Here is a 24716-nt window from a genome sequence, read left to right on the forward strand (position 1 = left end):
CTGTTTTTTTAATGGATAAAATATAAATTTTAACAAAATATACATTTTTCCTGTATCCGAGTTATAAGAACAATGCTATACATTTGATCCCGATTTCTTACGATTACAAAATACATGTATCGGAAAAATTGAATTAAGCCCCAAACGGATCATAAACCCTTTTCAGCCGTCATAGTGAGAAATAAAAAGGTATAATGTTTATTAAATGAAATTAAAACGAAAGAAAAGACTGCTCTTAAGTTTATCGGGACTCTTAGTGCTGCTGTTGACCAACTGTGAGAAAGACTATGAGGAAAGTACAACAAACTACAATCTGACAACCTCCCGTTTTGACATTCGGGTTCTGGATAGTGAACAGATCCTGTCCAATGCTAAGGTTATGGACGAATTACAAAAGATTGCAGGGCAAACCAAAGCACAAGCCACCGGAACGGGAACACCGATAGGTACTTCCCGAATCCTTTACAATTCAACCTACGGCTTTTCCGTAAACACCGCTTATGTGAAATACGTGGAAGACACCACAACGGGGAAACATTCCTATAACTTTCCGCTCACGCGGGACAGTTTGGTCACTTCCCATTTGGAAAACCTCTTGCTATCGTCACGTTCCGACGGGAGTTACGATGCGTATATTGTGGAATACGGTTTTTCAAAGTACGAATACAATGCTGTGTCCCAAACGACGCTGAACAACACAACGACCCGTTATTATCCGATAGATTTTGACACTTCGGTCTTCAACAGCGGTGAGTTGAATAAAATGGTGCTGGAATACAGTTGTGTAGAAATATGGTCATTGGAAGTCGTACCGGCGCATCAGGGCGACAACACAGGTGGGGAACTGTACACGGAAGAATGGGTATTGGTCTCTAACGAATGCACATGGAATTACTACGATGACGGAACAGACGGCGGCAGCGGAAGCACCACCACCACAACCGGAGTAGAGACCTCGGGCGGTGTAGGCGGTAGTGGCAGCGGAGGCAGTACCGGAGGTACAACAGGAGATAATTCTGATACCGGAGATAGCTGCAAAGGTTGTAGTGATGGCGCAATAATTTCTATTCCGGCAGTTGAATCTGCTGTAGAACTAATCACACCTTGTAAAAAAATTTTAGATCAGTTGAATAACTCTGATTTTAAAGAGAAAGAACATATTGTTAATAGTAGTTCTGCTTTTAATGCCGATCATGAGATAGGTTTTTCCCAAAATTCAGATAATAGCTTCAATGAACTTACAGCAGACGGGGGGCATGCTTTAGATATTCCGATAAATAGTAATATGATTGGCTATATTCATTCTCATATAAATCGCTATGAGGTACCTGATAGTAATGGTGATGGAATCCCGGAGGAAGTAAAACCTATAAAAATGCCATCTCCGGGTGATGTGATTAAATTTCTTATCTTACTTCAAAATGCTGATAACAATGGAATACCTTTGTCAGATGTTTATGGAAGTATGTATTCAGCAGTAAATGATTATACATTAAAATTTACAGGAGACATTCAGGATGTTCTGGCAAATATTAATAATCTAAGAACTTTAAAGAATAATAAAACATTGGATAAAAAATACATGGAATATTTTAAGAAATATAAACTTAACAGAGAAAAAGCCTTTTTAAAATTTCTAAAAAATGAGATAGGGATTGAGGGTATAAGGCTTTTTAAAATAAACGGTAAAACGGTTAAGGAAAAGTTTTTAAATGAAAATGGAGGAGTATCTTCTCAAGACTGTTAGTAAATTAAATAATTTTTAAAATTGAAATAATGATTAAAAAGATAATATTAATATTCATTTTAATAATCAACTTATTGGGTTGTAAAGCACAAATCATATCATCTTCGCAAAATATAATACCTATAGAAGATTATATAACATATCCTTACGATGTTCCTGAAGGATATTATATAAAAGATGTAAATAATTTATTTGATAAATATATTGGTACATGGACTGGAATTTATGATGGTAAAAATTATGAATTTGTTGTTACGAAATATACATCTTCTTTTTTAGAAATTGCAATGGATGAATTAATAATCCGTTACAAAATAACAGATGCTTCTACCGGAAATGTGATTATAGATACTACTCCTCTTTTAGATGATTCACCAATGATGATAACAGGAAGCTATCTGGATGAAAATGGTGAAACCTATCATTTAGAGTATATGGGAGAAGATTTTATATGTGGTCAGAACGGTTATGTACTAATAGCTGTTGTGAATAACAATACTCAGATGAATTTAGCATATGCTGTTAAAGGAGAGAAAACGACTGATTGTTTAACCGGGACAGCAGAACAGGTGTTGCCTCCTTTTATCACTTTGACGAAACAATGATGCCACTTTATAATGTGAAATGGATTCGGTTTATGAATTTATGTTCTTTTATAAAACTTTAACAAAATATACATTTTTTCTGTATCCGAGATAGGTTCAGGCTGTCGTATATTTGTGATGGTTAATAGCAGTAATTTTATTTCTTATCAAGAACATTTAGTCCCGAAATCCTTTCGGGACTTTTTGTTTTTAAAATGTAATGTATCGTATTTTATTGTAAAAATTCTGCTTCAGCTAAATAAATGGGTTATTTCTGAACAAAGCAGGATCAAAAAATAAGACTGTAAAACTAAATCATAAACTGAAAAGTAAAGTTGTACTTTTCACGCAAATATTTACAACTAATATATTTGCCTTTTGAGATAGAGTTTTCTTTAAAAGTAAGGGAATCTAAATTTAATTCTAAGGCTTTTTGGGGATAATAATCTTTTCGTTTGGGATGTTTCGGATAAGCTACATTTAAGGTTTTGTTCCAGAGTTTATTATTGATAATATGAAAAATAAAGTTAATACAATCTTGTCGGTGAATTAAATTAACCGGAGCTTCCGGATTATCAATGTTACTTTTTCCTGCAATGTGATAAATAGGATGTCTATCTTCACTTATTAATCCTCCGAATCGTATAATGGTAGATTGAAAGTGTGTGTTATAACGCAATCGATTCTCTGCTTCTAAGAGTTGCTTACCTCTTTCGTTATTTGGGTGAGGAGCTGTGTCTTCATAGATGGTTTGCATAGGAAAGCTATCCGGAAATACGGCAGTTGAACTTACGAAAATAATATGTTCAATCGTTGATCTTTCAATTATCGGGAGGCAGTTTTCTATTTTTTTTACTAAACTTTCAGGGGAATCTGCTTTAAATCGGGGAGGAAAGTTGATGATTAGAATCTGACTACCGTCTAAAAAATGGTCAAAATTTCCAAAAACTTCGTTCTCTTTCAATTCTACTAAGTACGGAATAATGTTTTTGCCTTTTAAAAGGTCATGATTAGCGACAGAAGTTGTGGAGCCCTTAACAAGGTAATCCTGCTCCAGAAATTGTTCAGCTAACGGTAAACCAAGCCAACCGCAGCCTAATATAGAAACTTGTTTTTGCAATTTTGCCATTACGAATCTTTTTTTACTAAAACATATTGGTCATTTTCAATAGTCATATACCCCTGATCATATAAAAAATAATAGGTATTCCCGTTTTTGGTTTGATAAATGGAAGTCATGAATTCAAAATCAAACCCCTTACTTAGTAATTTGGTCCGACTGATTTTTGTTTTTCCATCAGGATTCAACTCATTTAAGATACGATAATTTTTGCGCAATTTATTATTAATATTCCGCATTAGATTATTATGATCTTTATTCATTTTATTATTGTAGGCATTACGACAGCTATCACTACAAAATTTTTTATCTTCACGGCCTACAATTTTTTCTCCGCATTCTAAACAGGTCTTACTCATGATTTTTCCCTTTTATAGTTAAAGAGCATTTCTTCGCCCGATTTCTCAAAAACAACATAAATGTTTATTTCGTTATCGGATACTTTTTCAAAGGTAAAGCGGTCAAAATAAACGCGGTTTTCATCTTGTTTCACTAAACGGAATGTTTGTTTTTCATCTGCTTTTTCCCAGCCTTTCAGGTCAGGGCCGAAATGTTTGAGCTCTAAAAAAAGCGTATTGTCTGCTTCAATAATATGTCCTAACTCATAAAAGATCACCTTGTCATTTTCGAGAAACTTAAAACAAAATAGCATTGTATTACCACTTGGTTGATCCCAAAATTCTTCGCAGGTTCCTCCCATGGCTTCACCCCGCCAGGTTCCGGAAATCCATTTTACATCCTGTAAAGTAGCTTTAGGAGAACCTTTTTCGTCATTATAGGTTAGGGTGTTTTGCCCTATGATTTTACCAGATAAACTTAATAGCAATAAGATGGAAAATAAATGCTTAAGCATAGGAAAAAGTTTAAATTATTTTAATTTTTTTAGTTTGTATAGATCATGTCTTCGATCCTTGAGTGTTTGAACGCTTCCGTGTTCATGTAATTCTTTCAGAACATCGATGTCAACATCAACGATCAGAGTCATTTCTGTATTCGGAGTAGCTTCAGCTTTTACACCATTGCTTGGAAAAGCAAAATCTGAAGGGGTAAAGACAGCTGCTTGTGCATATTGGATATCCATATTATTTACTTTAGGCAAGTTGCCTACACATCCGGCTATGGCAACATAACATTCATTTTCAATAGCTCTGGCCTGTGCACAATGACGTACACGTGTATAACCGTTTTGTGTGTCGGTCAGAAAAGGAACAAATAAAATATTCATTCCCTGATCAGCCATTAATCGGGATAATTCCGGAAACTCAACATCATAGCAGATAACGATTCCTATCTTTCCGCAATCGGTATCAAATGTCTGAATGGTATTGCCTCCGGTTATTCCCCAATGGAAAATTTCATTTGGGGTAATGTGTATCTTGCGATACATATCGAATGTTCCGTCCCTACGACAAAGGAATCCTGCATTATACACATGGTTTTCTTCAACAAAAGGCATACTTCCGGTAATGATGTTGATATTGTATGATATGGCAAATTCTTGCATTCTCTTGCGAACGAGTTCTGTATATTTTGCCAGTTCTTTAATGGCTTCTGCTTCAGACAGGTGATTGTAATCTGCCATGAGCGGAGCAGTGAAGAGTTCCGGAAACATGGCAAAATCACTGCCATAACCTGAAACAGCATCGATAAAAAATTCTACTTGTTCAAATAAGGCTTCCAGATTTGCTAAAGGACGCATTTGCCATTGGATCAAACCTAATCGAATGACACTTTTTTCAACATTGATGAGTTTTTTGTTTTCTTCGTAGTAAATGTTATTCCAGTCAAGTAAAACCGCATATTCTTGCGATCGTTTGTCGCCTTCTAAATAATTCCGCATCACACGTACCGGCTGAAAGTCATTGCTTAATTGAAAAGTCAGAACAGGGTCATATATCTCTTTTCGGTTAACTTTATCAATATATTCTTTAGGAGACATTTCGTTTGCAAATTGACTATAATGTGGAATTCTACCGGAGAAGACAATGGCTTTTAAATTCAGTTGTTCACACAATTCTTTCCGGGCATCATACAAACGTCTTCCTAAGCGTAGTCCGCGATATTTAGGGTGTACAAATACGTCGATACCATATAAGATGTCTCCTTCTTCTGTATGAGTAGTGAACTTGTAATTGCCGGTTACTTCTTTGTAGTTGTGAGTTTTATAAGCTAGTTTTTCAGGAACAATAATTGAAAGAGCAGAACCTACAACGACGTCATCTGCTAAAATTACTAATTGCCCTTCCGGAAAAATATCAAGTAATTTTTTGATGTCGGTCTCTGCCCAATAGGAATTTTCCATATCAGGATAGGCCTCTATCATGGAATTTCGCAATTGTTTATAGTCTTCGATCTGTAAGTTTCTTAATTCTACTTTTTTTATTTCTTGGCGCATAAAGTGTTGGTTTTAAGTAAAGATAATAAAAATATTTTCCGTTTACAAACGGTTACAATTATTTACAACCGAAATCAAGTAGATAAATACCGAATAAATTTTGCGGCTCACTTCATCTTTGCCTCGTCAAACAGTGTAATTGTTGACAGTAAATTATTTTTTAACATTTTAATTTTTATACGCCATGAAAAACAGAGTTCAATTAATCGGACATGTAGGTCAAGAACCGGAAATCAAAAATTTAGAATCAGGAAAGTTCGCCAGCTTTTCAATTGCCACAAATGAAAGCTATACTAATTCTAAAGGAGAAAAAGTACAACAAACGGAATGGCATAGAGTTGTTGCTTGGGGAAAAACTGCACAAATTATCGAACAGTATGTAACCAAAGGGAAAGAGTTAGCTGTTGAAGGCAGATTGTCACATAGAAACTATGAGGATAAAGAAGGAGTTAAACATTATGTAACGGAAGTGGTTATTAATGAGGTTATGTTTCTGGGTAAATAATTTAAAAGATAAGGATATGAAAAATTCAGTTCAATTAATCGGTTATGTAGGTCAGGAACCGGAAATAAAGATTTTAGAGGAAGGGAAAAAATTAGCGAATATTTCTATGGCAACCAATGAAGTATATTTCAGGGAAAATGGTGACAAAGTAGAAAAAACAGAATGGCACAGAGTTGTTGCTTGGGGGAAAATTGCAGAGATCATTGAGAAATATGTAGTAAAAGGAAAGAAGATTGCCGTTGGGGGTAAATTAACGCATAGGAGTTATGAAGATAAAGAGGGAAATACCTGTTACGTTTCAGAAATTCTAGCAACAGAGATTACCTTTTTAGGAAATTGAAAAAAGCGGTCAATTGACCGCTTTTTTTATTTTTTACTTTCTAGTATTTTGTTTTCCAAAGGTGACTTGATGGTTACTACTTCTTTAGCATTTTCGTTAGGGATTGTCATGGACAGAACATAATGTTTAATCTTCCATTCCCCTTTTTCGCGAATCAGAATACCACTTCCCCGACAAAGTTTCATCTGGGTATCCAAGAGTTCGTCGAACCAAACTGTTTTTTTATCGGGCGACAAATAAATATGTCTTTCAAGAGCTATGAAATTCCATGCTTTTCCCCTGTCAAAATAAGGTTTGGCAAACGCCATGAATTCTTTTTTGATCCAATTTTCATTGGCATCAGTACCAATGTAAATAGATTCGTCAGACAATAGGTGAAAGTAGGCATCAAAATCTGCCCTGCCGGCAGCAGCATGCCAGTTATCTAAAATTTGGTTGATCTCTTTTTTTATCTTTTCATCATCTGAAATGTTCTTTTGGAAAGAAAACAAACTACAGATAATTAAAAAGAAAATACCTTTTTTAAACATATATTAAAGCTTTTCATCGTGTTGCGATAAATCTAAGCCAATGCGCTCAGCTTCATCAGATACGCGTAAAGGTATAAATAAATTAGTTACTTTATATAAAAGTAAAGCTCCGAAAAAGGTGAAAGCAGATACAAGGATCAATGCTAACATGTGATGACCGAAAACTGACCACCCACCATGTAATAGACTGGCATTTTCACCTTCTGCAAAAATAGCAGTAAGAATCATTCCCATGATACCACCAACACCGTGACAGGCGAAAACATCCAATGTATCATCAAAAGCTTTTAATTTTTTCCAGTTAACCATCAGATTAGAAACAATAGCTGCGGCAAATCCGAAGAAGATACTTTTAGGAATCGAAACAAATCCGGCTGCAGGTGTTATTACAACTAAACCGACAACGGCTCCGATGCAGGCATTCATTGCAGAAACTTTTCTTCCGTTGATTCGGTCAAAGAATATCCAGGTTACCATAGCAGAAGCAGAAGCAATAGTTGTTGTAGCAAAAGCCATAGCGGCTGTTCCGTTTGAAGCTAAAGCAGATCCGGCATTAAAACCGAACCAACCGAACCATAGCATACCTGTTCCCAATAGCACAAAAGGAATATTGGTTGGAATGTGTTCACTGTTCTTTCTTTTTCCTAAAACTAAAACACCTGCTAAAGCAGCAAAACCGGCACTCATGTGAACAACGGTTCCACCGGCAAAATCCTTAACCCCGAAGAAACTTCCTAATAGCCCGTTCGGATGCCAAACCATGTGGCAAAGCGGTGCATATATAAAAACAATGAATAAGCAGATAAATAATAAATAGGAAATAAACCGAACTCTTTCTGCAAAAGATCCGGTTATGATGGCCGGAGTAATTACGGCAAATTTCATCTGAAATAAGGCAAACAGTACAAAAGGGATTGTACTGGCTAATGCATTATGAGGTAACGAAGAGACATTGTTGAAGAAGAGAAAATCTAATGGATTGCCGATTAATCCATAAGTTGTTCCTCCGATTTCAAAACCGATAGGAGAGCCAAAAGACAAACTAAAACCGACAATTACCCATAGTAAACTTACAACGCCCAAAGAAATAAAACTTTGGAGCATAGTGGAAATGACATTTTTTTTACCGACCATCCCCCCGTAAAAGAACGAAAGTCCGGGAGTCATCAACAAGACAAAAGACGAAGAGGTTAATAGCCAAGCAACATCAGAAGTGTTAATGTTGTCTTCTGAAAGAAACTGATCTTTTAAATCATTTGAACCAGTCCAAAATAAACTGGTAATAGCAATAAGGGTAATCAAAGCAAAAGAAATAACCCATCTTTTCTCTATTTTCATAATTCAGTAGTTTTAAACAAAACTAAAAAATATTTTGAAACACCCCTGTAAAAAATAGGGGTATTAACGCTTAAAAACAAAAAAGAGAATATTTGTTGTGTTTTTTTAAGGGTTATCCAAATAATTCGCTTACGACATCTTCTATTTTGGAAACCAATACAATTTTTATTTTACTGCTTTTTAGTGAAATTTTATTGTGTTTAGAGACTAAAATCGTCGTGAAACCTAATTTTTCAGCTTCCTGAATTCGTTGGTCAATTCTATTCACAGGACGAATTTCTCCGGAGAGTCCAACTTCTCCTGCAAAACAGAATCCTTCCTCTATAGCAATATCTTCATTGGAGGATAAAATAGCCGCTACAACAGCCAGGTCGATAGCGGTGTCGTCAACAGAAATCCCACCGGTCACATTTAAGAAAACATCTTTCGTTCCTAACCGGAAACCGGCGCGTTTTTCCAAAACAGCTAAAATCATATTCAGGCGTTTGGCATTATATCCGGTTGCACTGCGTTGAGGTGTTCCGTAGACAGCAGAGCTTACCAAAGCTTGAATTTCAATCATTAACGGGCGCATACCTTCTAAAGTACAGGCAATTGCCGTACCCGAAAGAGCTTCTTCTTTGTGAGAAATTAAAATTTCAGAGGGGTTTTCAACTTCCCGTAAACCGTTGCCTAACATTTCGTAAATGCCTAATTCAGCAGTAGAACCGAAACGGTTTTTTAGGGAACGTAAAATCCGGTAAACATGGTTTCGATCGCCTTCAAATTGTAAAACGGTATCAACCATGTGCTCTAAAATTTTAGGACCGGCAATAGTTCCGTCTTTAGTAATATGTCCGATTAGGATAACCGGTGTATTAGTTTCTTTGGCAAATTTTATTAATTCAGCAGTACATTCTCTGATCTGAGAAATGCTTCCGGCTGATGATTCAATGTAATCGGTTTGTAAAGTCTGAATGGAATCAATAATGACAATTTCCGGTTCTATTTCCTGAATTTGTCTGAAAATATTTTGTGTTTTGGTCTCTGTTAAAATATAGCAATTCTCGCTAGATGGTAAAATACGTTCAGCACGCATTTTAATTTGTTTCTGACTTTCTTCTCCGGAGACATAAAGAGTTCTGTAAGGAAGTTTTAGTGAGATCTGCAATAAAAGAGTACTCTTTCCGATTCCGGGTTCGCCCCCTAATAAAGTTAAGGAACCGGGAACTAAGCCACCGCCTAAAACCCGGTTTAACTCTTTGTCATTAGTGTTTAACCGGATTTCCTCAGTGGTGTCTATTTCTTTTATGAGAAGTGGTTTGCTGCTTTTTGTTTTTTCTTGTGAGGAAGCTGTTCGCCAAGTGGATTTATCTTCTTTTTGGATTACTTCTTCAACTATAGTGTTCCACTCTTTGCAAGTATAACATTGGCCTTGCCATTTAGAATAGGACGTGCCGCATTTCTGGCAAAAAAAAGCAGTTTTTATTTTACTCATGTTTATTCTTCTCCTTCTTTTTTCTCGCTGCCATCTTCCGTTGTACCTTCTTCCGGTAGTGGTTCTGCGTATTCTTCTACTTTAGAGTCGTCTTCTTTGTCTTTTAAGCTTTCAGCTCTGGATAGCATAAAATCTTTAGTCAGTTCACGAATAGGTTCTCTTGAAAAGGCTCTTTTGTATTCTTTAACGGCTTTTTTGTATTCTCCCATTTTTTCATAATACAATGCTTGGTGGTAGATACTTAAAGTTGTCTTCGGATATTGCTTTTCAGCATATTTTGAAAGTTCCTGTAGTTCCGGATATGCTTTGTTTTTTATGATAGCCGCTTCAATTGCTTTAAAATCCGTTAGACGAGGCTGTATCTTTAAGCCTAGTTTTTCTTCTAAATTTTTGTATTTGTCAATTAAATATTGAGCATAACCTGAATCCAGTTTTAAGATCTTTTCCTGAAATTCTACCATTGAAATAGGTTGGTAACCGTCAAATATGAAATAAAGTGCCTGCGGTATAGCCTGAGCTACTAAAGAATAGTGAGAAGCTCCTTTGATAATATCAGAACGGTATTTAAAACTTTTATCGGGTATTGCATTGATATTTTGGTCCAAAATAGCCGCGCGCTCCTGCAACTCTTTTAGATCACCTTCTCCGGAGGCTTGATAGTAGAAAATAGGTTTCGTGATAACAGCTAATCTGTCAGCTACTCTTTTTTCCATATCGGGTGCAAATTCGGGCGCTAAAGAGATATAACCGTTAAAAATGGGGTTGTCTTTATACAGATAGAAGTTTAAAAATCCGGCGGTTGTATCGTGACCAGCTATAATTCTGAAAGGTTGGGTTCTATACTTCCCTTCAACGTAAGGGAGTAATTCAAAGCCGATAAATTCGAAGAAATTGGCTCCCGTTCCTGAAGGAAGTCCGGCTTCGTCAAATTCGCTGTCCTGAAAGCGTTTGTCTCCGTTTTGGAAAACCGAAACAACGATCATTTCCGGCAGATCGTCCCAATAAGCACCATATTTTAAAATTCCGGTAAACGGACTGGCTAGATATTCTCCGTCCAATATGACTAAAACGGGGTATTTTTTATCTACATTTTGTTCGTAACCGGGAGGAAGAACGACATTAAATTCTCGGGCTTCACCTAGTTTTTTAGATTCGATGGTTTCGCGAAAAGTTTGCGAAAAGCCAATAGAAGTAATGGAAAACAATAATAATAAAAGTGCTGTTCTCATGGGGAGTTGTTTTTACAGAAATTAAAAGCAATATACTAATTAATTTCTTTTTTCGTAAAAGTTGATAAAATTAAAAAGGCAATTCCTCCGAGAAGAATTGTAATGATTAGTTGAGAGGTCCAGACAACCCAGCCGAATGCTTGTCCTGATTCTTCGGGAATGTTATATAGAAAAAGGATCTTAGCGATCAAAACAGGGAAAAAGCCAAATCCGCCGTTAGTAAATGCAATGGTTAAACTGCCGATTACAAATGCAACAATTACAGCATTGAAAGAGATCATTCTGGTTTCCTGCAGGGCAAATACAACAGAGTAGAACATTAAGATATAAGTAAACCAGATTAAAAAAGTCTGGAATAGAAACATCCATTTGTGAGGCATTTTAAAAACGCTTAACATGCCTTCCGTTAAACCGGATATCTTTGATTTAATGGTTAAAATGAATTTCCATTTTGAAAAGATAAGCAGGTAAATCCCGATAAATGCTGCTGTAAATCCTAAAACACCTAAAATAATTAATGGTTTCAGAGGAATGTTTTCTAACAGGAAAGCTTTTAAAGTGTGGAATTCAATTGAAACAGCAGTTAATATGAATAAGAGTAATACAATAAAGTCAATTATTCTTTCAGAAATAATGGTTCCGAAGCCTTTGTCAAAAGGGACATCTTTGTATTTGGTTAAAAGAGCAGCTCTTGAGATTTCTCCTGATCGGGGAATGGTTAAATTTAAAAAATAACCAATGCTTACAGCGGTTAGATTGAACTTAAAATCTGCCGGATAACCGACATATTCCAAAGTGTATTTCCAGCGATAAGCCCGCAAGGCATAGCCTAAAAAGGATAAAATTCCGGACAATAAGATGAAAGAGTAATCAGCTCCGTAGATGGAGTGTTTCATTTGTTCGATCTGATCGTCGGAAAACTTGTTAAATTCATATACTATCAGCATAGCTCCTAATAAAATAGGTAGCAATACACTAAGTATTTTTTTGAACTTTTTCAAGTTTTAAGTTAAAGAATTATCCTTCTCGTTAGGGAAAACAATTGTAGGCTTAAATGTTTTTGCTGCTTCAAAGTCCATTAAACCATAAGAGATAATGATAACGATATCTCCTCTGTGTACTTTTCGGGCAGCAGGACCGTTTAAAGTGATCTCACCAGAATTTCGAGGACCTTTAATAGCGTATGTTTCTAATCGTTCACCGTTGTTAATGTTAACAATTTGAACTTTTTCACCTTCAATGATATTAGAAGCTTCTAGTAAAGCTTCATCAATGGTGATGCTACCGATGTAATTTAGGTCGGCACCGGTAACGGTCACTCTGTGAATTTTTGATTTTACTACTTGAATTTGCATGGTGCAAAGGTAATTATCTTCAAATAAATTATGTAATTTTTTAACTAAAAGAAAAGAATTGAGAAATTCGGGTTAATTTAATACAGGGCAATATTATCTATTAATCGTATGTTTTCGATAAAGGCAGTAATAAATCCCCTATATTTTTTATGAGGATCTTTCTCAATGCATGACAAAAGCGTTTCTTCATCTGCGATCTCAAAATATTCCAATTCAAATTCAGGTTCTTTCTCAAAAGTGGTGTATACAAAATCAATTACTTCTTTTGCAGAGCGTTGTTGAAATTGTTCTTTGGCTTCTTGTAAGACCTTGTAAATAAAAGCAGCTTTTTCTTTAGCGTCAGCGGAAAGTCTTTCGTTGCGGGAACTCATGGCTAAACCGCTAGAAGCTCTGTGGATAGGACAGCCAACTATTTTTACCGGTAGTTTTTCTTTGCTGACTAATTTTTTGATGATCTGAAGCTGCTGGAAATCTTTTTCTCCGAAATATGCTCTTGTAGGTTTAACGGTCGCAAATAGTTTTTTGATAATAGTTCCTACTCCGTCAAAATGACCCGGTCTTTGTTTTCCCTCCATTTGTAATTCTAAACCATCAAAATTAAAATGCTCGGCAATGGGAGATTTACCATAAATATCTTCTACTGTGGGAGCATATATTAAAATAAGATCATTTATTTCTTTTACTTTGTCAATATCCTGATCAAGTGTTCTCGGGTATTTTTCTAAATCTTCGGTGTTATTAAATTGAGTCGGATTAACAAAAATGCTAATAACGGTTATTTCGTTTTCTGCTACAGATCTTTTTATTAATGATTGATGTCCCTCGTGCAGAGCCCCCATAGTAGGGACAAAACCAATGGTCTTTTTTTGATTAATTAAAGGGTTTAGAAAAGCTTCTAATGAGTCCTTATCGTTAAAAATAAACATCGTGTAAATATTATGTTTGCGGTGCAAACTTACTATTTTAATGGATAAGTCCATAAATTTTTGTAATTTTGCATGTTTTTTGAGAGCAATTTGATAAACAAAATATTATGAAAGACAAGAGGATATTATATGTATCATCTGAAGTAGTGCCATATTTGGCAGAAAATGAAGTGTCAATACAGTCGTATGAATTCCCTAAGATGATTAATGATCTGGGTGGGCAAATACGAATCTTTATGCCTAGATACGGAAATATTAATGAGAGAAGGCATCAGCTGCATGAGGTAATTCGTCTTTCAGGGATGAATTTAGTGGTAAATGATATGGATATGCCTTTAATTATCAAAGTTGCTTCAATTCCTAAAGAGCGTATTCAGGTTTATTTTATTGATAATGATGAATATTTTAAAAGAAAAGCAACTTTTTCAGATGAAGAAGGGAATTTCTTTACAGACAATGATGAGAGAGCTATCTTTTTTGCAAAAGGGGTTGTGGAAACGGTAAAGAAATTGAATTGGGTACCGGATGTAATTCATGTACATGGCTGGATGGCAGCATTGTTGCCGGTTTATTTGAAACATTATTATAAAAATGAAGGGATTTTTACAGATACTAAAATCGTAAGCTCTATTTATAATTCCGGATTCGAAGGCACATTAGAAACAAATTTCAAAGATAAATTAGCATTTGATGCTATTGGAGAAAACGCTTTAAAAACAGTTGAAGATCCTACGTTTGAAAATTTGATGAAGTTAACAATTGATCATTCAGATGCGTTAATTATAGGTTCAGAAGAGCTGAATCCAAATTTAACAAAATATATAGAAACTTCAGAAAAACCTTTTTTACCTTTCGAACCAAAAGATAAAATCAAAGATGAATACGTTGATTTTATTCGAAAGAATTTATTTTAAAACATTTTAAAGTCAGGATGAAAAGAAAAAAAGTATTAGGTTTTTTAGGGTTGATGTTACTTTCGTTAGTGTCTTGTGATAAAGATTTTAACACTGTCGGGGCTGATTTGATAGGCGACGGAAATTATAATTTTAACAGATATCCGGTTCAGAACTTGACGGCTTATACAAGAGCTACCGGTCCTGTGCAGACTAATAATATGCCTTTAAATGCTTTAGGAGTGTTTGAAGATCCTGTTTTTGGTACAACTAAGGCCAGTTTTGTAACACAGTTGGAATTAAATAGTACAGACCCGGATTTAGGAATTGATATTGAAATTCAAGCAATCGATTCAGTTTATCTATATGTCCCTTATTTCAGTACTCTTGAAGATACTGACGGTGAGGGAAATAATACTTACAGCCTTGATTCAATACACGGGAATTTAAGTGATTCTTTTGATTTGAAAATATATGAAAGTGGTTATCTCTTAAGAAGTTATGACGCTGTAAATCCTTCAGAAATACAAAGATATTATTCTGATGATAAAAACTTAATTGAAGGGAACTTAGTAAGTGCTCAATTGAATACTTCAATCAATACGTCTCAGAATAGTCAGTTTAAATTTCAAAATGGCGAAATTGTTGTATATGAAACGGACGGTGAAGGTCATTTTTTGAATTCAGACGGAAATACAACTATAGACCTTACTCAAAGAGTTGTTAAAGAACGAATGAAGCCGGGTATGTGGCTTGATTTGGATAAAAATCATTTTTTGACAAGAGTTTTAGAAGCTAATTCAACAGATTTGTTTAATAATAATAACTTTAAAGAGTATTTCAGAGGTTTGTATTTTCAAGTAACACCTAATTCCGGTGCAGCCGGTGCATTAGCAAAATTAGATTTTTCTTCGGGCTATATAGTGATACAATATCATTCCAGAGCTAGTGCCAGTGCTGATTTGAAGAAAAAATCTTTAAAACTTAATTTAAGCGGAAATACAGTTAATTTTTTAGACAATACATATAATACTAATTACCAAAATGTCTTAAATACAGCAAATTCAAATGATGCAATGTTGTATTTAAAAGGGGGTAACGGATCAGTGGCATTTATTGATTTGTTTGGGACAGATGATACCGATGGTAACGGAGTGGCAGATGAATTAGATGAAATAAGAGAGCATGGTTGGATGGTTAACGATGCGGTTTTGACATTTACAATAGCTAATGATGTAATAAATTTTGATGAAGAGGCTAAAAGAATCTATTTGTATGACGCAACTAATAATACTGTTTTATTAGATTATACGTACGACTCAACCACTGCTTCAGATGCTAAATATAATAAATATGTTTTTGGAGGTATTTTAGAGGTTGATGATAATGATGTAGGAACAGTTTACAAATTCAGATTATTGTACTACATTAATAATTTGTTGCAAAGTGAAGATATAGAAGATCTTAAGAATATCAGGTTAGGCTTAGCAGTTACTGAAACCATTGCTAATGTGGCTAATTATAATTTAAGGAATACATTTGATCTACCGGTGGCTATTCCAAGCGGGAGTGCTGATTTCACTGTTGAAACAGTACCTTTGTCAAGTATAATGAACCCTTTAGGAACAGTAGTTTACGGAAATGACCCTAGTGTTCTTGAAGAAAATAGATTAAAGCTCGAAATTTATTATACAGAACCTAATTAATTTTTTATGTGCGGAATTGTTGGTTATATCGGTCACAGAGAAGCATATCCTGTTTTGATTAAAGGGCTAAAGCGCCTAGAGTACAGAGGGTATGATAGTGCAGGAATTGTGCTTTATGACGGAACTGATCTGAAACTTTCAAAAACTAAAGGAAAAGTTTCAGATTTAGAAGAAAAAGCAGAGAAGGAAGGAACATTAAAAGGCAAGATAGGATTAGGTCATACACGTTGGGCTACTCATGGCGTTCCGAATGATGTAAACTCTCATCCGCATTTTTCAAATTCGGGGAATCTTGTAATTATTCATAATGGAATCATTGAGAATTATGAGCCTATAAAAAAAGAACTAATAAAAAGAGGGTATACATTCAAATCAGATACAGATACTGAAGTTTTGGTTAATCTGATTGAAGATGTTAAGAAAAAGGAAAATGTAAAATTAGGAAAAGCAGTACAGATCGCACTGAATCAGGTTGTTGGTGCTTATGCTATTGCAGTGATGGATAAACAAAAGCCGAATGAAATTGTAGTAGCTCGTTTAGGTTCTCCTTTAGCTATCGGGATCGGAGATGAAGAGTTTTTCATCGCATCTGATGCTTCGCCTTTTATTGAATATACTTCAAATGCCATTTATTTAGAAGATGAAGAAATGGCTATTGTGCGTTTAAATAAACCGCTTAAAGTTCATAAAATTAAGGATGACTCAGAAGTAGACCCTTATGTTCAGGAGCTCCAAATGAATTTAGAGCAAATTGAAAAAGGAGGATATGAGCACTTCATGCTTAAAGAAATTTATGAGCAACCGAATGTTATTAAAGATACATATCGCGGACGTTTATTAGCGAATAAAGGAATTGTGCAGATGGCTGGTGTGGAAGATAATCTGGAGAAATTCTTAAATGCTGAAAGGATCATCATAGTAGCTTGCGGAACATCGTGGCATGCCGGTTTAGTCGCTGAATATGTGCTGGAAGAATTTGCCCGTATACCGGTCGAAGTAGAGTATGCCTCAGAATTTCGCTACCGCAATCCTATTATAAACAAAGACGATGTTGTTATAGCTATTTCACAATCAGGAGAAACAGCAGATACATTAGCCGCCATTAAACTGGCTAAAGAGAATGGAGCCTTTGTGTTTGGTGTTTGTAATGTTGTCGGTTCGTCAATTTCCAGAGAGACACATGCGGGAGCTTATACCCATGCAGGTCCTGAGATCGGTGTGGCATCAACAAAAGCTTTTACAACACAGATCACAGTTCTTACTTTAATAGCATTACGTTTGGCGAAAGCAAACGGTAAAATGTCAAATTCTGATTACCAAAGGTATTTGTTAGAATTAGAGTTAATTCCTGAAAAAGTGGAAGAAGCTTTGAAAAGTAATGAAGTGGCAAAAGAAGTAGCTTCAATTTATAAAGATGCAACAAACTGTTTGTATTTAGGAAGAGGATATAATTTCCCAGTAGCCTTAGAAGGTGCTTTAAAATTAAAAGAGATCTCTTATATACATGCAGAAGGTTATCCGGCAGCGGAAATGAAGCACGGTCCTATAGCATTGATCGATGAGTCAATGCCGGTTGTGGTTATTGCTCCTAATAAAGGGCATTATGATAAGGTAGTGAGTAATATACAAGAGATCAAATCAAGAAGTGGTAAGATTATTGCCGTAGTAACTAAAGGAGATGTGCAGGTAAAAGAGTTAGCGGATCATGTTATTGAAATACCGGAAACGAATGAAGCCTTAACCCCTTTGTTGACAACGATACCTCTTCAATTGTTATCGTATCACATTGCAGTCATGCGCGGCTGTAATGTAGATCAGCCAAGAAATTTAGCAAAATCAGTAACTGTAGAATAGGTAATAATAATAAAAAAGCGAAACTTTAAGTTTCGCTTTTTTATTATGCAAAAGAAATAAGTAAAAAAAGAACCTTTTACGATAACGATGTAGATAAATTTTGAAAGCAGGTAAAAGAAACTATACTAAATTTGCTTGTTTTTCTATTTTTATTACAAAAAACACAAAAAATAAATTGCAAAATTGTTTTTAAAAAAACTATCTTTGCACTCTGAAAAATAGAAGTGTTTTTCATTAGGTAAATAGCTATTAAATAAATACATAAGCAATGTCTAAATTCACAGGAAAAGTTGCAAAAATTATCGGGCCAGTTGTAGATGTGGTGTTTAACACTGAAAATGCTGAGCTTCCTAAGATTTATGATTCATTAGAAATCGCTAAAGCTGATGGTTCTAAATTAGTTTTAGAAGTACAATCACATATTGGTGAGGACACCGTTCGTACAATTTCAATGGACTCTACTGATGGTTTGTCAAGAGGAACTGAAGTTGTGGCTACCGGAGCTGCAATCCAAATGCCGGTTGGTCAAGAAGTTTTCGGACGTTTATTTAATGTAATTGGTGATGCTATCGATGGTTTAGGTAATTTACCTAAAGAAGGTGCTAATGGTTTGCCAATTCACAGACCAGCGCCAAAATTTGATGAATTATCAACTTCAACAGAAGTTTTATTTACAGGTATTAAAGTAATCGATTTGATTGAGCCTTACGCAAAAGGAGGTAAGATCGGTTTGTTCGGAGGTGCCGGAGTAGGTAAAACAGTATTGATTCAGGAGTTGATTAACAATATTGCAAAAGGTCACGGAGGTCTGTCAGTTTTCGCCGGAGTAGGTGAAAGAACTCGTGAAGGAAATGACCTTTTAAGAGAGATGTTAGAATCTGGTATTATTAAATATGGTGAAGATTTCATGCACTCTATGGAAAATGGAGGATGGGATTTAACTAAAGTTGACAAAAACGGAATGAGAGATTCTAAAGCTACTTTCGTTTTCGGTCAGATGAATGAACCACCGGGAGCTCGTGCTCGTGTGGCGTTATCAGGTTTAACTATTGCTGAATATTTCCGTGATGGTGCCGGTGAAGATCAAGGGAAAGACGTATTGTTCTTCGTTGATAACATCTTCCGTTTTACACAAGCAGGTTCTGAGGTGTCAGCATTATTAGGACGTATGCCGTCTGCGGTAGGTTACCAGCCAACATTGGCTACTGAGATGGGAGCTATGCAGGAGCGTATTACTTCAACAAAAAGAGGGTCTATTACTTCTGTACAAGCGGTTTATGTACCTGCGGATGACTTAACTGACCCGGCGCCGGCTACTACTTTCGCCCACTTAGATGCTACAACGGTATTGTCTCGTAAAATTGCAGAGTTAGGTATTTATCCTGCGGTAGATCCATTAGATTCTACTTCTCGTATCTTAACTCCTGAAGTTTTAGGTAAAGAACACTATGCTTGTGCACAAAGAGTAAAAGAGATTTTACAACGTTATAAAGAATTACAAGATATTATCGCTATCTTAGGTATGGAAGAGTTATCAGAAGATGATAAATTGGCCGTAGCTAGAGCGCGTCGTGTACAACGTTTCTTATCTCAACCTTTCCACGTTGCTGAGCAATTTACAGGAATTCCTGGTGTATTAGTAGATATTAAAGATACTATCAAAGGTTTTAACATGATTATGGACGGTGAATTAGATCACTTACCGGAAGCAGCATTCAACCTTAAAGGTACTATCGAAGAAGCTATTGAAGCCGGAGAAAAAATGTTAGCAGAAGCTTAATCAATGTACAATAAACAATTGATAGTTGACAATAATTATCCATTGGCAATTATTAATTATCAATTTGAAAAGTATGATTTTAGAAATAGTATCACCAGAAGCAACATTGTTTAAAGGAGAAGTTACTTCAGTAGCAGTTCCGGGTGTTAATGGTGAATTCCAAATGTTAAACAATCACGCACCTATTGTGTCATTATTAACTAAAGGGAATATAAAAATCAATGCTCAGAACTTTAAGATCGAAAAAGAATTTGTTTCTAAATTCACTAAAGTAAGCGAGCAGAATTATTGGTTGCCGATCAGTTCCGGAACCATTGAGTTACAAGACAACAAAATTATTGTTTTAGCAGATTAAGCTTTAACATAAGTCAAAATAAAAATCCTATCTGAATAAGATAGGATTTTTTTATTGGAAGAAATTTACTTTTTAAACCGTTCTCTCATTGCTTTTTTTATTGTGAGTACTAAAAAGACAATTTCACAGCCCACTCCGGCTAAAATAATTGTATCAGCATAAGCAACAAATTTTAATTTCAGGGCTATTCCCACTAAAACTAATACAAGGCCGATGAGTATAAGAACAAATTGCTTTTTCATATTATTTCTGTTTTGATACTTTGAAATTCTAATCAAAACTACACAAAATAATTCAGCCTGAAATGGAATATTTCAGAAATTCTATCGCAATACATTTGTAATTCTGTTATATGCAGTTCTTAATTTTAGAACTGCAATTTCTATTTCTTCTTCATTCAGATGTCCAAAACCAAAACGAATAGAGCATGTATCCTTATCTTGATATAAAATGGTCTTAGGTAAAAACAAATCTTCTTTTCGGGCTTCTTCTGTTAATTGAACCAAAGATATCTTAGGTTCAAATTCTAACCATACAGCCAGTCCTCCGTTAGGTTTCTTCCATTGAATAGCTTTCCCTAAATACGTATTCAGACATTTGCAGAGAAGATCACGTCTTTGTTTGTAAACCATTATGTTTTTCTTTAATAATCGATAAATTTCGCCTTCATGGATCAATTCAGAGAGCATTTGTTCCTGAATCAGATCTCCTTGGCGGTCCAGCATTTGTAAATAGTTTTTAGCTTCTGTAATTAAATTTTGAGGAGCCACAACAAATCCGGTTTGAAAGCTAGGAAACAGTGATTGTCCCAGTTTTCCTAAATAAATTACCATTCCGTTAATATCTGAGCTTGCCATAGGAAGCATGGCTGAACCTTCAAATTGAAAATCGTAATCAAAGTCATCTTCAATAATAGCAAATTGATGGTTTTTAGCCAATTCTAATAGTTTCAGGCGTCTTTCAGCACTCAGCGTCCGGGTAGTAGGATAGTGACGATTAGAACAAACATAGATACAGCGAATAGAGCCTTTGGTAAAGTGTTTTGAGATATAATCAATATCAAGACCTTTTTCATCAACAGGAATAGTTTTAATGATAGCTCCGGCCTGTTGAAAAATCATATTGGCGGCATAATGACTCAGGTTTCCCACAAGAATAACATCATCCGGGCGAATGAGCAGTTGGGAGACAATGTATAAACTCATTTCTGTGCTACGTGTATTCATTATATTACATGGTTGAATGTGAAAACCACGCGTTATATTTAGATAGTTGCTCAGTTGTGTTTCAAAATTTGAATGCGTTGAAGCTGTCGTTTGATTCCATTTAGAGAGCAAAGATTTACGTTTCATAGAAGCACTATACCATTTTGAAAATTGATGAACAGGGTGCAGTCTCAAATCCGGCTGACCATCATTTATATTATATTTAGTAGTTGATACTTCTTCTGTAGATGCCAGATGAAAGGAAGATTGAAAGGGGAAACCTGTTTTCGGAGCGTAATCATTAACGGGGCTAACATGCTGGTGCGTTGCTTTTATTGTTACGGTTTTTTGTTCGGGAACCAAAATAAAAGTACCTTTATTTGGGATTATCTCAACCCAACCTTGTGAAGCCAATTCATCATAAATCGCTACAACAGTATTTCGGTGTACTTGTAATAACCGACTGAATCTTCTTGTTCCGGGCAATGCAGTTCCCCGAGCCAAATAACCTCGCTGAATAGCATTAATGATTTGTTGGGCGATTTGGATATAAACCGCTGTTTCGCTATTTTTTTCAAAACGAATGTTCTCCTTCAAAAAAGCATTAACCGGACTATCTGTTATTTTCAAACTGGACTATTTTGCTAGTCCGGAAAGTTACGAATTTTGTGCCGTTAAAAAATGAATACAAATTACTGTTTATGAAAAATAAATATTTTTTATGGCCCTTTGTTCTGCTCTCTTTAATAGGAAAAGCACAGGAAGATCAAAACATCGATACTTTAAAAGAAGTTATCGTGAGTTCTTCCCGAATTGATTTGCCTTTTAAAGAGAATTCAAGAACTATTCAAATTGTAACGGCTGAAGATATACAAAGATCAGGAGTAACAAATGTTGCGGATGCTTTGCAGCAGGTAGCCGGAATAGATGTTCGCCGTCAGGGTGTCAGCGGAATGCAATCGGATTTATACATCCGAGGCGGAAGTTTTGACCAAACTTTGTTATTGATCGACGGGATTAAAGTTGATGATGCGCAAACAGGACACCACACGATGAATTTAGCTTTGCCAATTGAAGTTATCAAACGAATTGAAGTTATAAAAGGACCGGCTGCTCGCATTTTCGGACAAAATGCTTTTAACGGAGCTATTAATATTGTAACCAAAGACGCGCCTGAAAATTCATTGGTAACCAAAATTCAAGGTGGTTCGTTCCATCAGTTCTTAGGAGAAGTTACCGGAACGATCCGTCGGGAAACATCAAGCCATTTAATTCATGTTAGTAAAAACTTTTCAGAAGGCTATCGGGAAAATACAGATTTCGACAACACCAATGTTTTTGTAAAAAGTCAGTTTAATACAAACAAATTACCAATAGATTTCATAACCTCATTTAGCGAGCGAAAGTTCGGAGCCAATGGTTTTTACGGAATTGCTACTGCAACCCAACAATATGAAGAAACACAGGCGAGTTTAATTGGATTTTCAACTACAATTAAAAAAGGAAATTGGACATGGAAACCAAAAGTGTATTGGAGGAGGAACCAAGACGAATATTTGTATATCAGGGATAATCCTTCAGCCTACAGAAATTTACATATTACTAATAAAATAGCGGCTGAACTAAACGGTTCGTATCAGTCTAAAGCAGGAATTACAGGTTTCGGATTTGAGTTCTCTAAATATTATATTTCAAGTAACCGTTTAGGGGATAACCAAAGAGAGATCGGAACGTTGTTTTTAGAGCATCGTTTTCAGTTCTTTGATACTCTTTTAGATATAACTCCGGGAATTGCAGCATCCTATTTTTCTGATTTTGATAATCAGGTATTTCCGGGAATTGATTTAGGAGTGAAGGTTTCTGAAAATATAAGAGCCTACGCTAATGCAGGTTATACCTACAGAGTGCCTACATATACGAATTTGTATTATACTTCGCCTACAACCATCAGCAATCCTGATCTAGAGGCAGAAAAAGCCGTTTCGGAAGAGGTTGGTCTGAAATGGATCAACAACAGATTGAGTTGGACGTTTGCTGTATTTAATCGCGATGCAGATAATTTAATAGACTATGTCAGAGCGACTGAGACGGATGCCTGGCAGGCGAGGAACATTCAAAATGTAAATACGAAAGGTTTTGAAACGCAAATGGATTATCAGTTTACAATCAATGAATTAAAGCAGAAGTTACATTTAGGATATTCGTATCTGGACAATGATGTTAAACAGAGCGAAGCTAATTTTTCACAATATTCCATTAACTCAATGAAACATCAGTTTACAGGTAGTTTAATACTGAACTGGATTAAAGGGTTTAATTCTACCATTGCGTATAGATATGTAGAACGAACTGCTGGAATGAGCTATAATGTATATGATGCCAATGTCAGTTATAAAATTAAAGCTGTGGAATTGTCCATGTATGCGAATAATATTTTTAATGCAGAATATATAGAGGCAGGAATGATTCCGATGCCAAAAGGAAATGTACTATTCGGGTTAAAATATTTTTTCAAATAAGACTAAAAACAACTAAATTTGAAGAGAGGTTACAATTTTGTAATCTCTTTTTTTATGAGATATGAAGATGAATATAATTAGCTACCAGAAAGAAATTCCTTTTGTAAAACGTTTTTTTGGAATTGCGTTTGCTTTGTTAGGAGTTGTAATGTTAATAGGAACCGGAAGTTTAATGGCCTTGATTTTTTTAGTTATTGGTTTGGGATTAAATGTAGCAGAAGGTTCTGATATTAATTTAACCAGTAAAGAGTTCAGAACCTTTTATTCTTTATTCAGTGTGAAAATCGGAAAATGGAAACCTATTCCTGAATTTGAATATATCTCGGTTTTTAAAACTAAAGAAGGTCAAACAATAAGGGTTGTTACTGCAGAGACTACTCAGAAATACGATATCATTCTGGTAAATTTATTTTACGACAGAAATAAGCATATTACATTTTTTAAAACGACTGATAAAGGTAAAGCTTTTGATGTTGCGGAACATTTTAAATTAGCTTTAGGGATTGATATTCTTGACGCTACTGAAGCTGAGAAAAAATGGGTGTAAAATAAAAAATCTCTGAGCAATTGCTCAGAGATTTTGTTCCCTTAAGGTAATCAAAAATTAATAAGTAATCTATATTATTCTTCGATAACTACTACCTGAGCAGCTATTTTACCTTTTTTCCCATCTTCTTCTTCGTAGCTTACGCGTTCACCTTGGTTAACTTTTTCTACTTTTAAACCAGTAGCGTGTACGAAAATGTCTTTTCCGGTCTCTTCATCAGTGATGAAACCATAGCCTTTTTCTTCGTTGAAGAATTTAATTGTGCCTGTTCGCATTAAAGTAATAAATAAAAATAATTAATAATGAATCAA

Annotated in this window: 25 protein-coding genes; 11 read left to right on the top strand and 14 right to left on the bottom strand. The window is 35.3% G+C overall.

All coding sequences use genetic code 11. The features are described 5' to 3' along the window. The first annotated feature begins 205 nt into the window (after nt 1-205). Together NHF50_RS07480 and NHF50_RS07485 are read left to right on the top strand one after the other, a co-directional pair. Nucleotides 206-1747 (top strand): hypothetical protein, encoded by a 1542-nt coding sequence (locus tag NHF50_RS07480; protein WP_252775546.1) that lies wholly within the window; start codon nt 206-208, stop codon nt 1745-1747. 74 nt (nt 1748-1821) lie between these two features. Next, nucleotides 1822-2352 carry a hypothetical protein gene (locus NHF50_RS07485; protein ID WP_146193396.1) on the top strand — a complete coding sequence of 177 codons (531 nt, stop codon included), beginning with the start codon at nt 1822-1824 and terminating at the stop codon, nt 2350-2352. 289 nt (nt 2353-2641) lie between these two features. On the opposite strand, the gene NHF50_RS07490 is transcribed toward NHF50_RS07485, so the two are convergent. Genes NHF50_RS07490 through NHF50_RS07505 form a run of 4 tightly spaced genes read right to left on the bottom strand, consistent with a single transcriptional unit; the run spans nt 2642 to nt 5846 of the window. Continuing rightward, nucleotides 2642-3460 (bottom strand): SDR family NAD(P)-dependent oxidoreductase, encoded by an 819-nt coding sequence (locus tag NHF50_RS07490; protein ID WP_245896556.1) that lies wholly within the window; start codon nt 3458-3460, stop codon nt 2642-2644. Further along, the gene (locus NHF50_RS07495) at nt 3460-3810 is read right to left on the bottom strand and encodes a hypothetical protein (RefSeq protein WP_252775547.1); all 351 of its coding nucleotides are present in this window, start codon (nt 3808-3810) and stop codon (nt 3460-3462) included. The genes NHF50_RS07490 and NHF50_RS07495 overlap by 1 nt, the downstream gene beginning before the upstream one ends. Beyond that, nucleotides 3807-4304, bottom strand: a complete 498-nt coding sequence (locus NHF50_RS07500) for a DUF6265 family protein (protein ID WP_252775548.1) — start codon at nt 4302-4304, stop codon at nt 3807-3809. Before NHF50_RS07500 ends, NHF50_RS07495 begins: the two co-directional genes overlap by 4 nt. 15 nt (nt 4305-4319) lie before the next feature. Next, a complete protein-coding gene (locus NHF50_RS07505; RefSeq protein WP_252775549.1) occupies nt 4320-5846 on the bottom strand; it encodes a bifunctional GNAT family N-acetyltransferase/carbon-nitrogen hydrolase family protein in 1527 nt (508 codons plus the stop codon). A gap of 184 nt (nt 5847-6030) precedes the next feature. Between NHF50_RS07505 and NHF50_RS07510 the strand changes: the two genes are divergently transcribed. Next, on the top strand, nt 6031-6351 hold the full coding sequence (locus tag NHF50_RS07510) for a single-stranded DNA-binding protein (RefSeq protein ID WP_109569107.1): 321 nt from the start codon (nt 6031-6033) through the stop codon (nt 6349-6351). Between the two features lie 16 nt (nt 6352-6367). Then, nucleotides 6368-6691, top strand: a complete 324-nt coding sequence (locus NHF50_RS07515) for a single-stranded DNA-binding protein (RefSeq protein WP_252775550.1) — start codon at nt 6368-6370, stop codon at nt 6689-6691. A 26-nt stretch (nt 6692-6717) separates the two neighbouring features. Here NHF50_RS07515 and NHF50_RS07520 read toward each other — a convergent pair whose 3' ends face one another. The 7 genes from NHF50_RS07520 to panC all read right to left on the bottom strand — a co-directional run bounded on the left by NHF50_RS07520 (nt 6718) and on the right by panC (nt 13546). Further along, nucleotides 6718-7221, bottom strand: coding sequence for a nuclear transport factor 2 family protein (locus tag NHF50_RS07520; RefSeq protein ID WP_252775551.1), 504 nt, complete (start codon nt 7219-7221; stop codon nt 6718-6720). Nucleotides 7222-7224: 3 nt separating this feature from the next. Then, nucleotides 7225-8559 (bottom strand): ammonium transporter, encoded by a 1335-nt coding sequence (locus tag NHF50_RS07525; protein WP_252775552.1) that lies wholly within the window; start codon nt 8557-8559, stop codon nt 7225-7227. A 112-nt stretch (nt 8560-8671) separates the two neighbouring features. Then, nucleotides 8672-10036, bottom strand: a complete 1365-nt coding sequence (radA, locus tag NHF50_RS07530) for a DNA repair protein RadA (RefSeq protein ID WP_252775553.1) — start codon at nt 10034-10036, stop codon at nt 8672-8674. A 2-nt stretch (nt 10037-10038) separates the two neighbouring features. Next, nucleotides 10039-11265 (bottom strand): alpha/beta hydrolase, encoded by a 1227-nt coding sequence (locus NHF50_RS07535; RefSeq protein WP_252775554.1) that lies wholly within the window; start codon nt 11263-11265, stop codon nt 10039-10041. A 35-nt stretch (nt 11266-11300) separates the two neighbouring features. Beyond that, nucleotides 11301-12266: a lysylphosphatidylglycerol synthase transmembrane domain-containing protein gene (locus NHF50_RS07540; RefSeq protein WP_252775555.1), complete on the bottom strand. Its 966-nt coding sequence runs from the start codon at nt 12264-12266 to the stop codon at nt 11301-11303. A gap of 3 nt (nt 12267-12269) precedes the next feature. Beyond that, complete coding sequence (gene panD, locus NHF50_RS07545; protein ID WP_109569112.1) at nt 12270-12620, bottom strand: aspartate 1-decarboxylase; 351 nt, start codon at nt 12618-12620, stop codon at nt 12270-12272. 77 nt (nt 12621-12697) lie between these two features. Beyond that, nucleotides 12698-13546 carry a pantoate--beta-alanine ligase gene (gene panC / locus NHF50_RS07550; protein ID WP_252777316.1) on the bottom strand — a complete coding sequence of 283 codons (849 nt, stop codon included), beginning with the start codon at nt 13544-13546 and terminating at the stop codon, nt 12698-12700. A 107-nt stretch (nt 13547-13653) separates the two neighbouring features. Between panC and NHF50_RS07555 the strand changes: the two genes are divergently transcribed. The 5 genes from NHF50_RS07555 to NHF50_RS07575 all read left to right on the top strand — a co-directional run bounded on the left by NHF50_RS07555 (nt 13654) and on the right by NHF50_RS07575 (nt 20134). Continuing rightward, a complete protein-coding gene (locus NHF50_RS07555) occupies nt 13654-14460 on the top strand; it encodes a glycogen/starch synthase (protein ID WP_252775556.1) in 807 nt (268 codons plus the stop codon). A gap of 17 nt (nt 14461-14477) precedes the next feature. Continuing rightward, a complete protein-coding gene (locus NHF50_RS07560; RefSeq protein ID WP_252775557.1) occupies nt 14478-16145 on the top strand; it encodes a DUF4270 domain-containing protein in 1668 nt (555 codons plus the stop codon). Nucleotides 16146-16151: 6 nt separating this feature from the next. After that, nucleotides 16152-17999, top strand: a complete 1848-nt coding sequence (gene glmS / locus NHF50_RS07565; protein WP_109569115.1) for a glutamine--fructose-6-phosphate transaminase (isomerizing) — start codon at nt 16152-16154, stop codon at nt 17997-17999. A gap of 268 nt (nt 18000-18267) precedes the next feature. After that, nucleotides 18268-19779, top strand: coding sequence for a F0F1 ATP synthase subunit beta (gene atpD, locus NHF50_RS07570; RefSeq protein WP_252775558.1), 1512 nt, complete (start codon nt 18268-18270; stop codon nt 19777-19779). A 73-nt stretch (nt 19780-19852) separates the two neighbouring features. Further along, nucleotides 19853-20134 (top strand): F0F1 ATP synthase subunit epsilon, encoded by a 282-nt coding sequence (locus NHF50_RS07575; protein ID WP_109569116.1) that lies wholly within the window; start codon nt 19853-19855, stop codon nt 20132-20134. Nucleotides 20135-20199: 65 nt separating this feature from the next. Here the strand turns inward: NHF50_RS07575 and NHF50_RS07580 are convergent, their stop codons facing one another. Together NHF50_RS07580 and NHF50_RS07585 are read right to left on the bottom strand one after the other, a co-directional pair. After that, entirely contained in the window at nt 20200-20376 is a 177-nt protein-coding gene (locus NHF50_RS07580) for a hypothetical protein (protein WP_170108184.1), read from the bottom strand. 81 nt (nt 20377-20457) lie between these two features. After that, on the bottom strand, nt 20458-21963 hold the full coding sequence (locus NHF50_RS07585; RefSeq protein ID WP_252777317.1) for a PLP-dependent aminotransferase family protein: 1506 nt from the start codon (nt 21961-21963) through the stop codon (nt 20458-20460). Between the two features lie 77 nt (nt 21964-22040). On the opposite strand from NHF50_RS07585, the gene NHF50_RS07590 reads away from it, so the two are divergent. Together NHF50_RS07590 and NHF50_RS07595 are read left to right on the top strand one after the other, a co-directional pair. After that, a complete protein-coding gene (locus NHF50_RS07590; protein ID WP_252775559.1) occupies nt 22041-23858 on the top strand; it encodes a TonB-dependent siderophore receptor in 1818 nt (605 codons plus the stop codon). A gap of 67 nt (nt 23859-23925) precedes the next feature. Next, nucleotides 23926-24405: a hypothetical protein gene (locus tag NHF50_RS07595; RefSeq protein WP_252775560.1), complete on the top strand. Its 480-nt coding sequence runs from the start codon at nt 23926-23928 to the stop codon at nt 24403-24405. Nucleotides 24406-24479: 74 nt separating this feature from the next. On the opposite strand, the gene NHF50_RS07600 is transcribed toward NHF50_RS07595, so the two are convergent. Beyond that, the gene (locus tag NHF50_RS07600; RefSeq protein ID WP_109569118.1) at nt 24480-24680 is read right to left on the bottom strand and encodes a cold-shock protein; all 201 of its coding nucleotides are present in this window, start codon (nt 24678-24680) and stop codon (nt 24480-24482) included. Nucleotides 24681-24716: the final 36 nt, after the last annotated feature.

Source organism: Flavobacterium sp. NRK F10, assembly GCF_024054235.1.
In the GTDB taxonomy this organism is placed as follows: Bacteria; Bacteroidota; Bacteroidia; order Flavobacteriales; family Flavobacteriaceae; genus Flavobacterium; species Flavobacterium sediminis.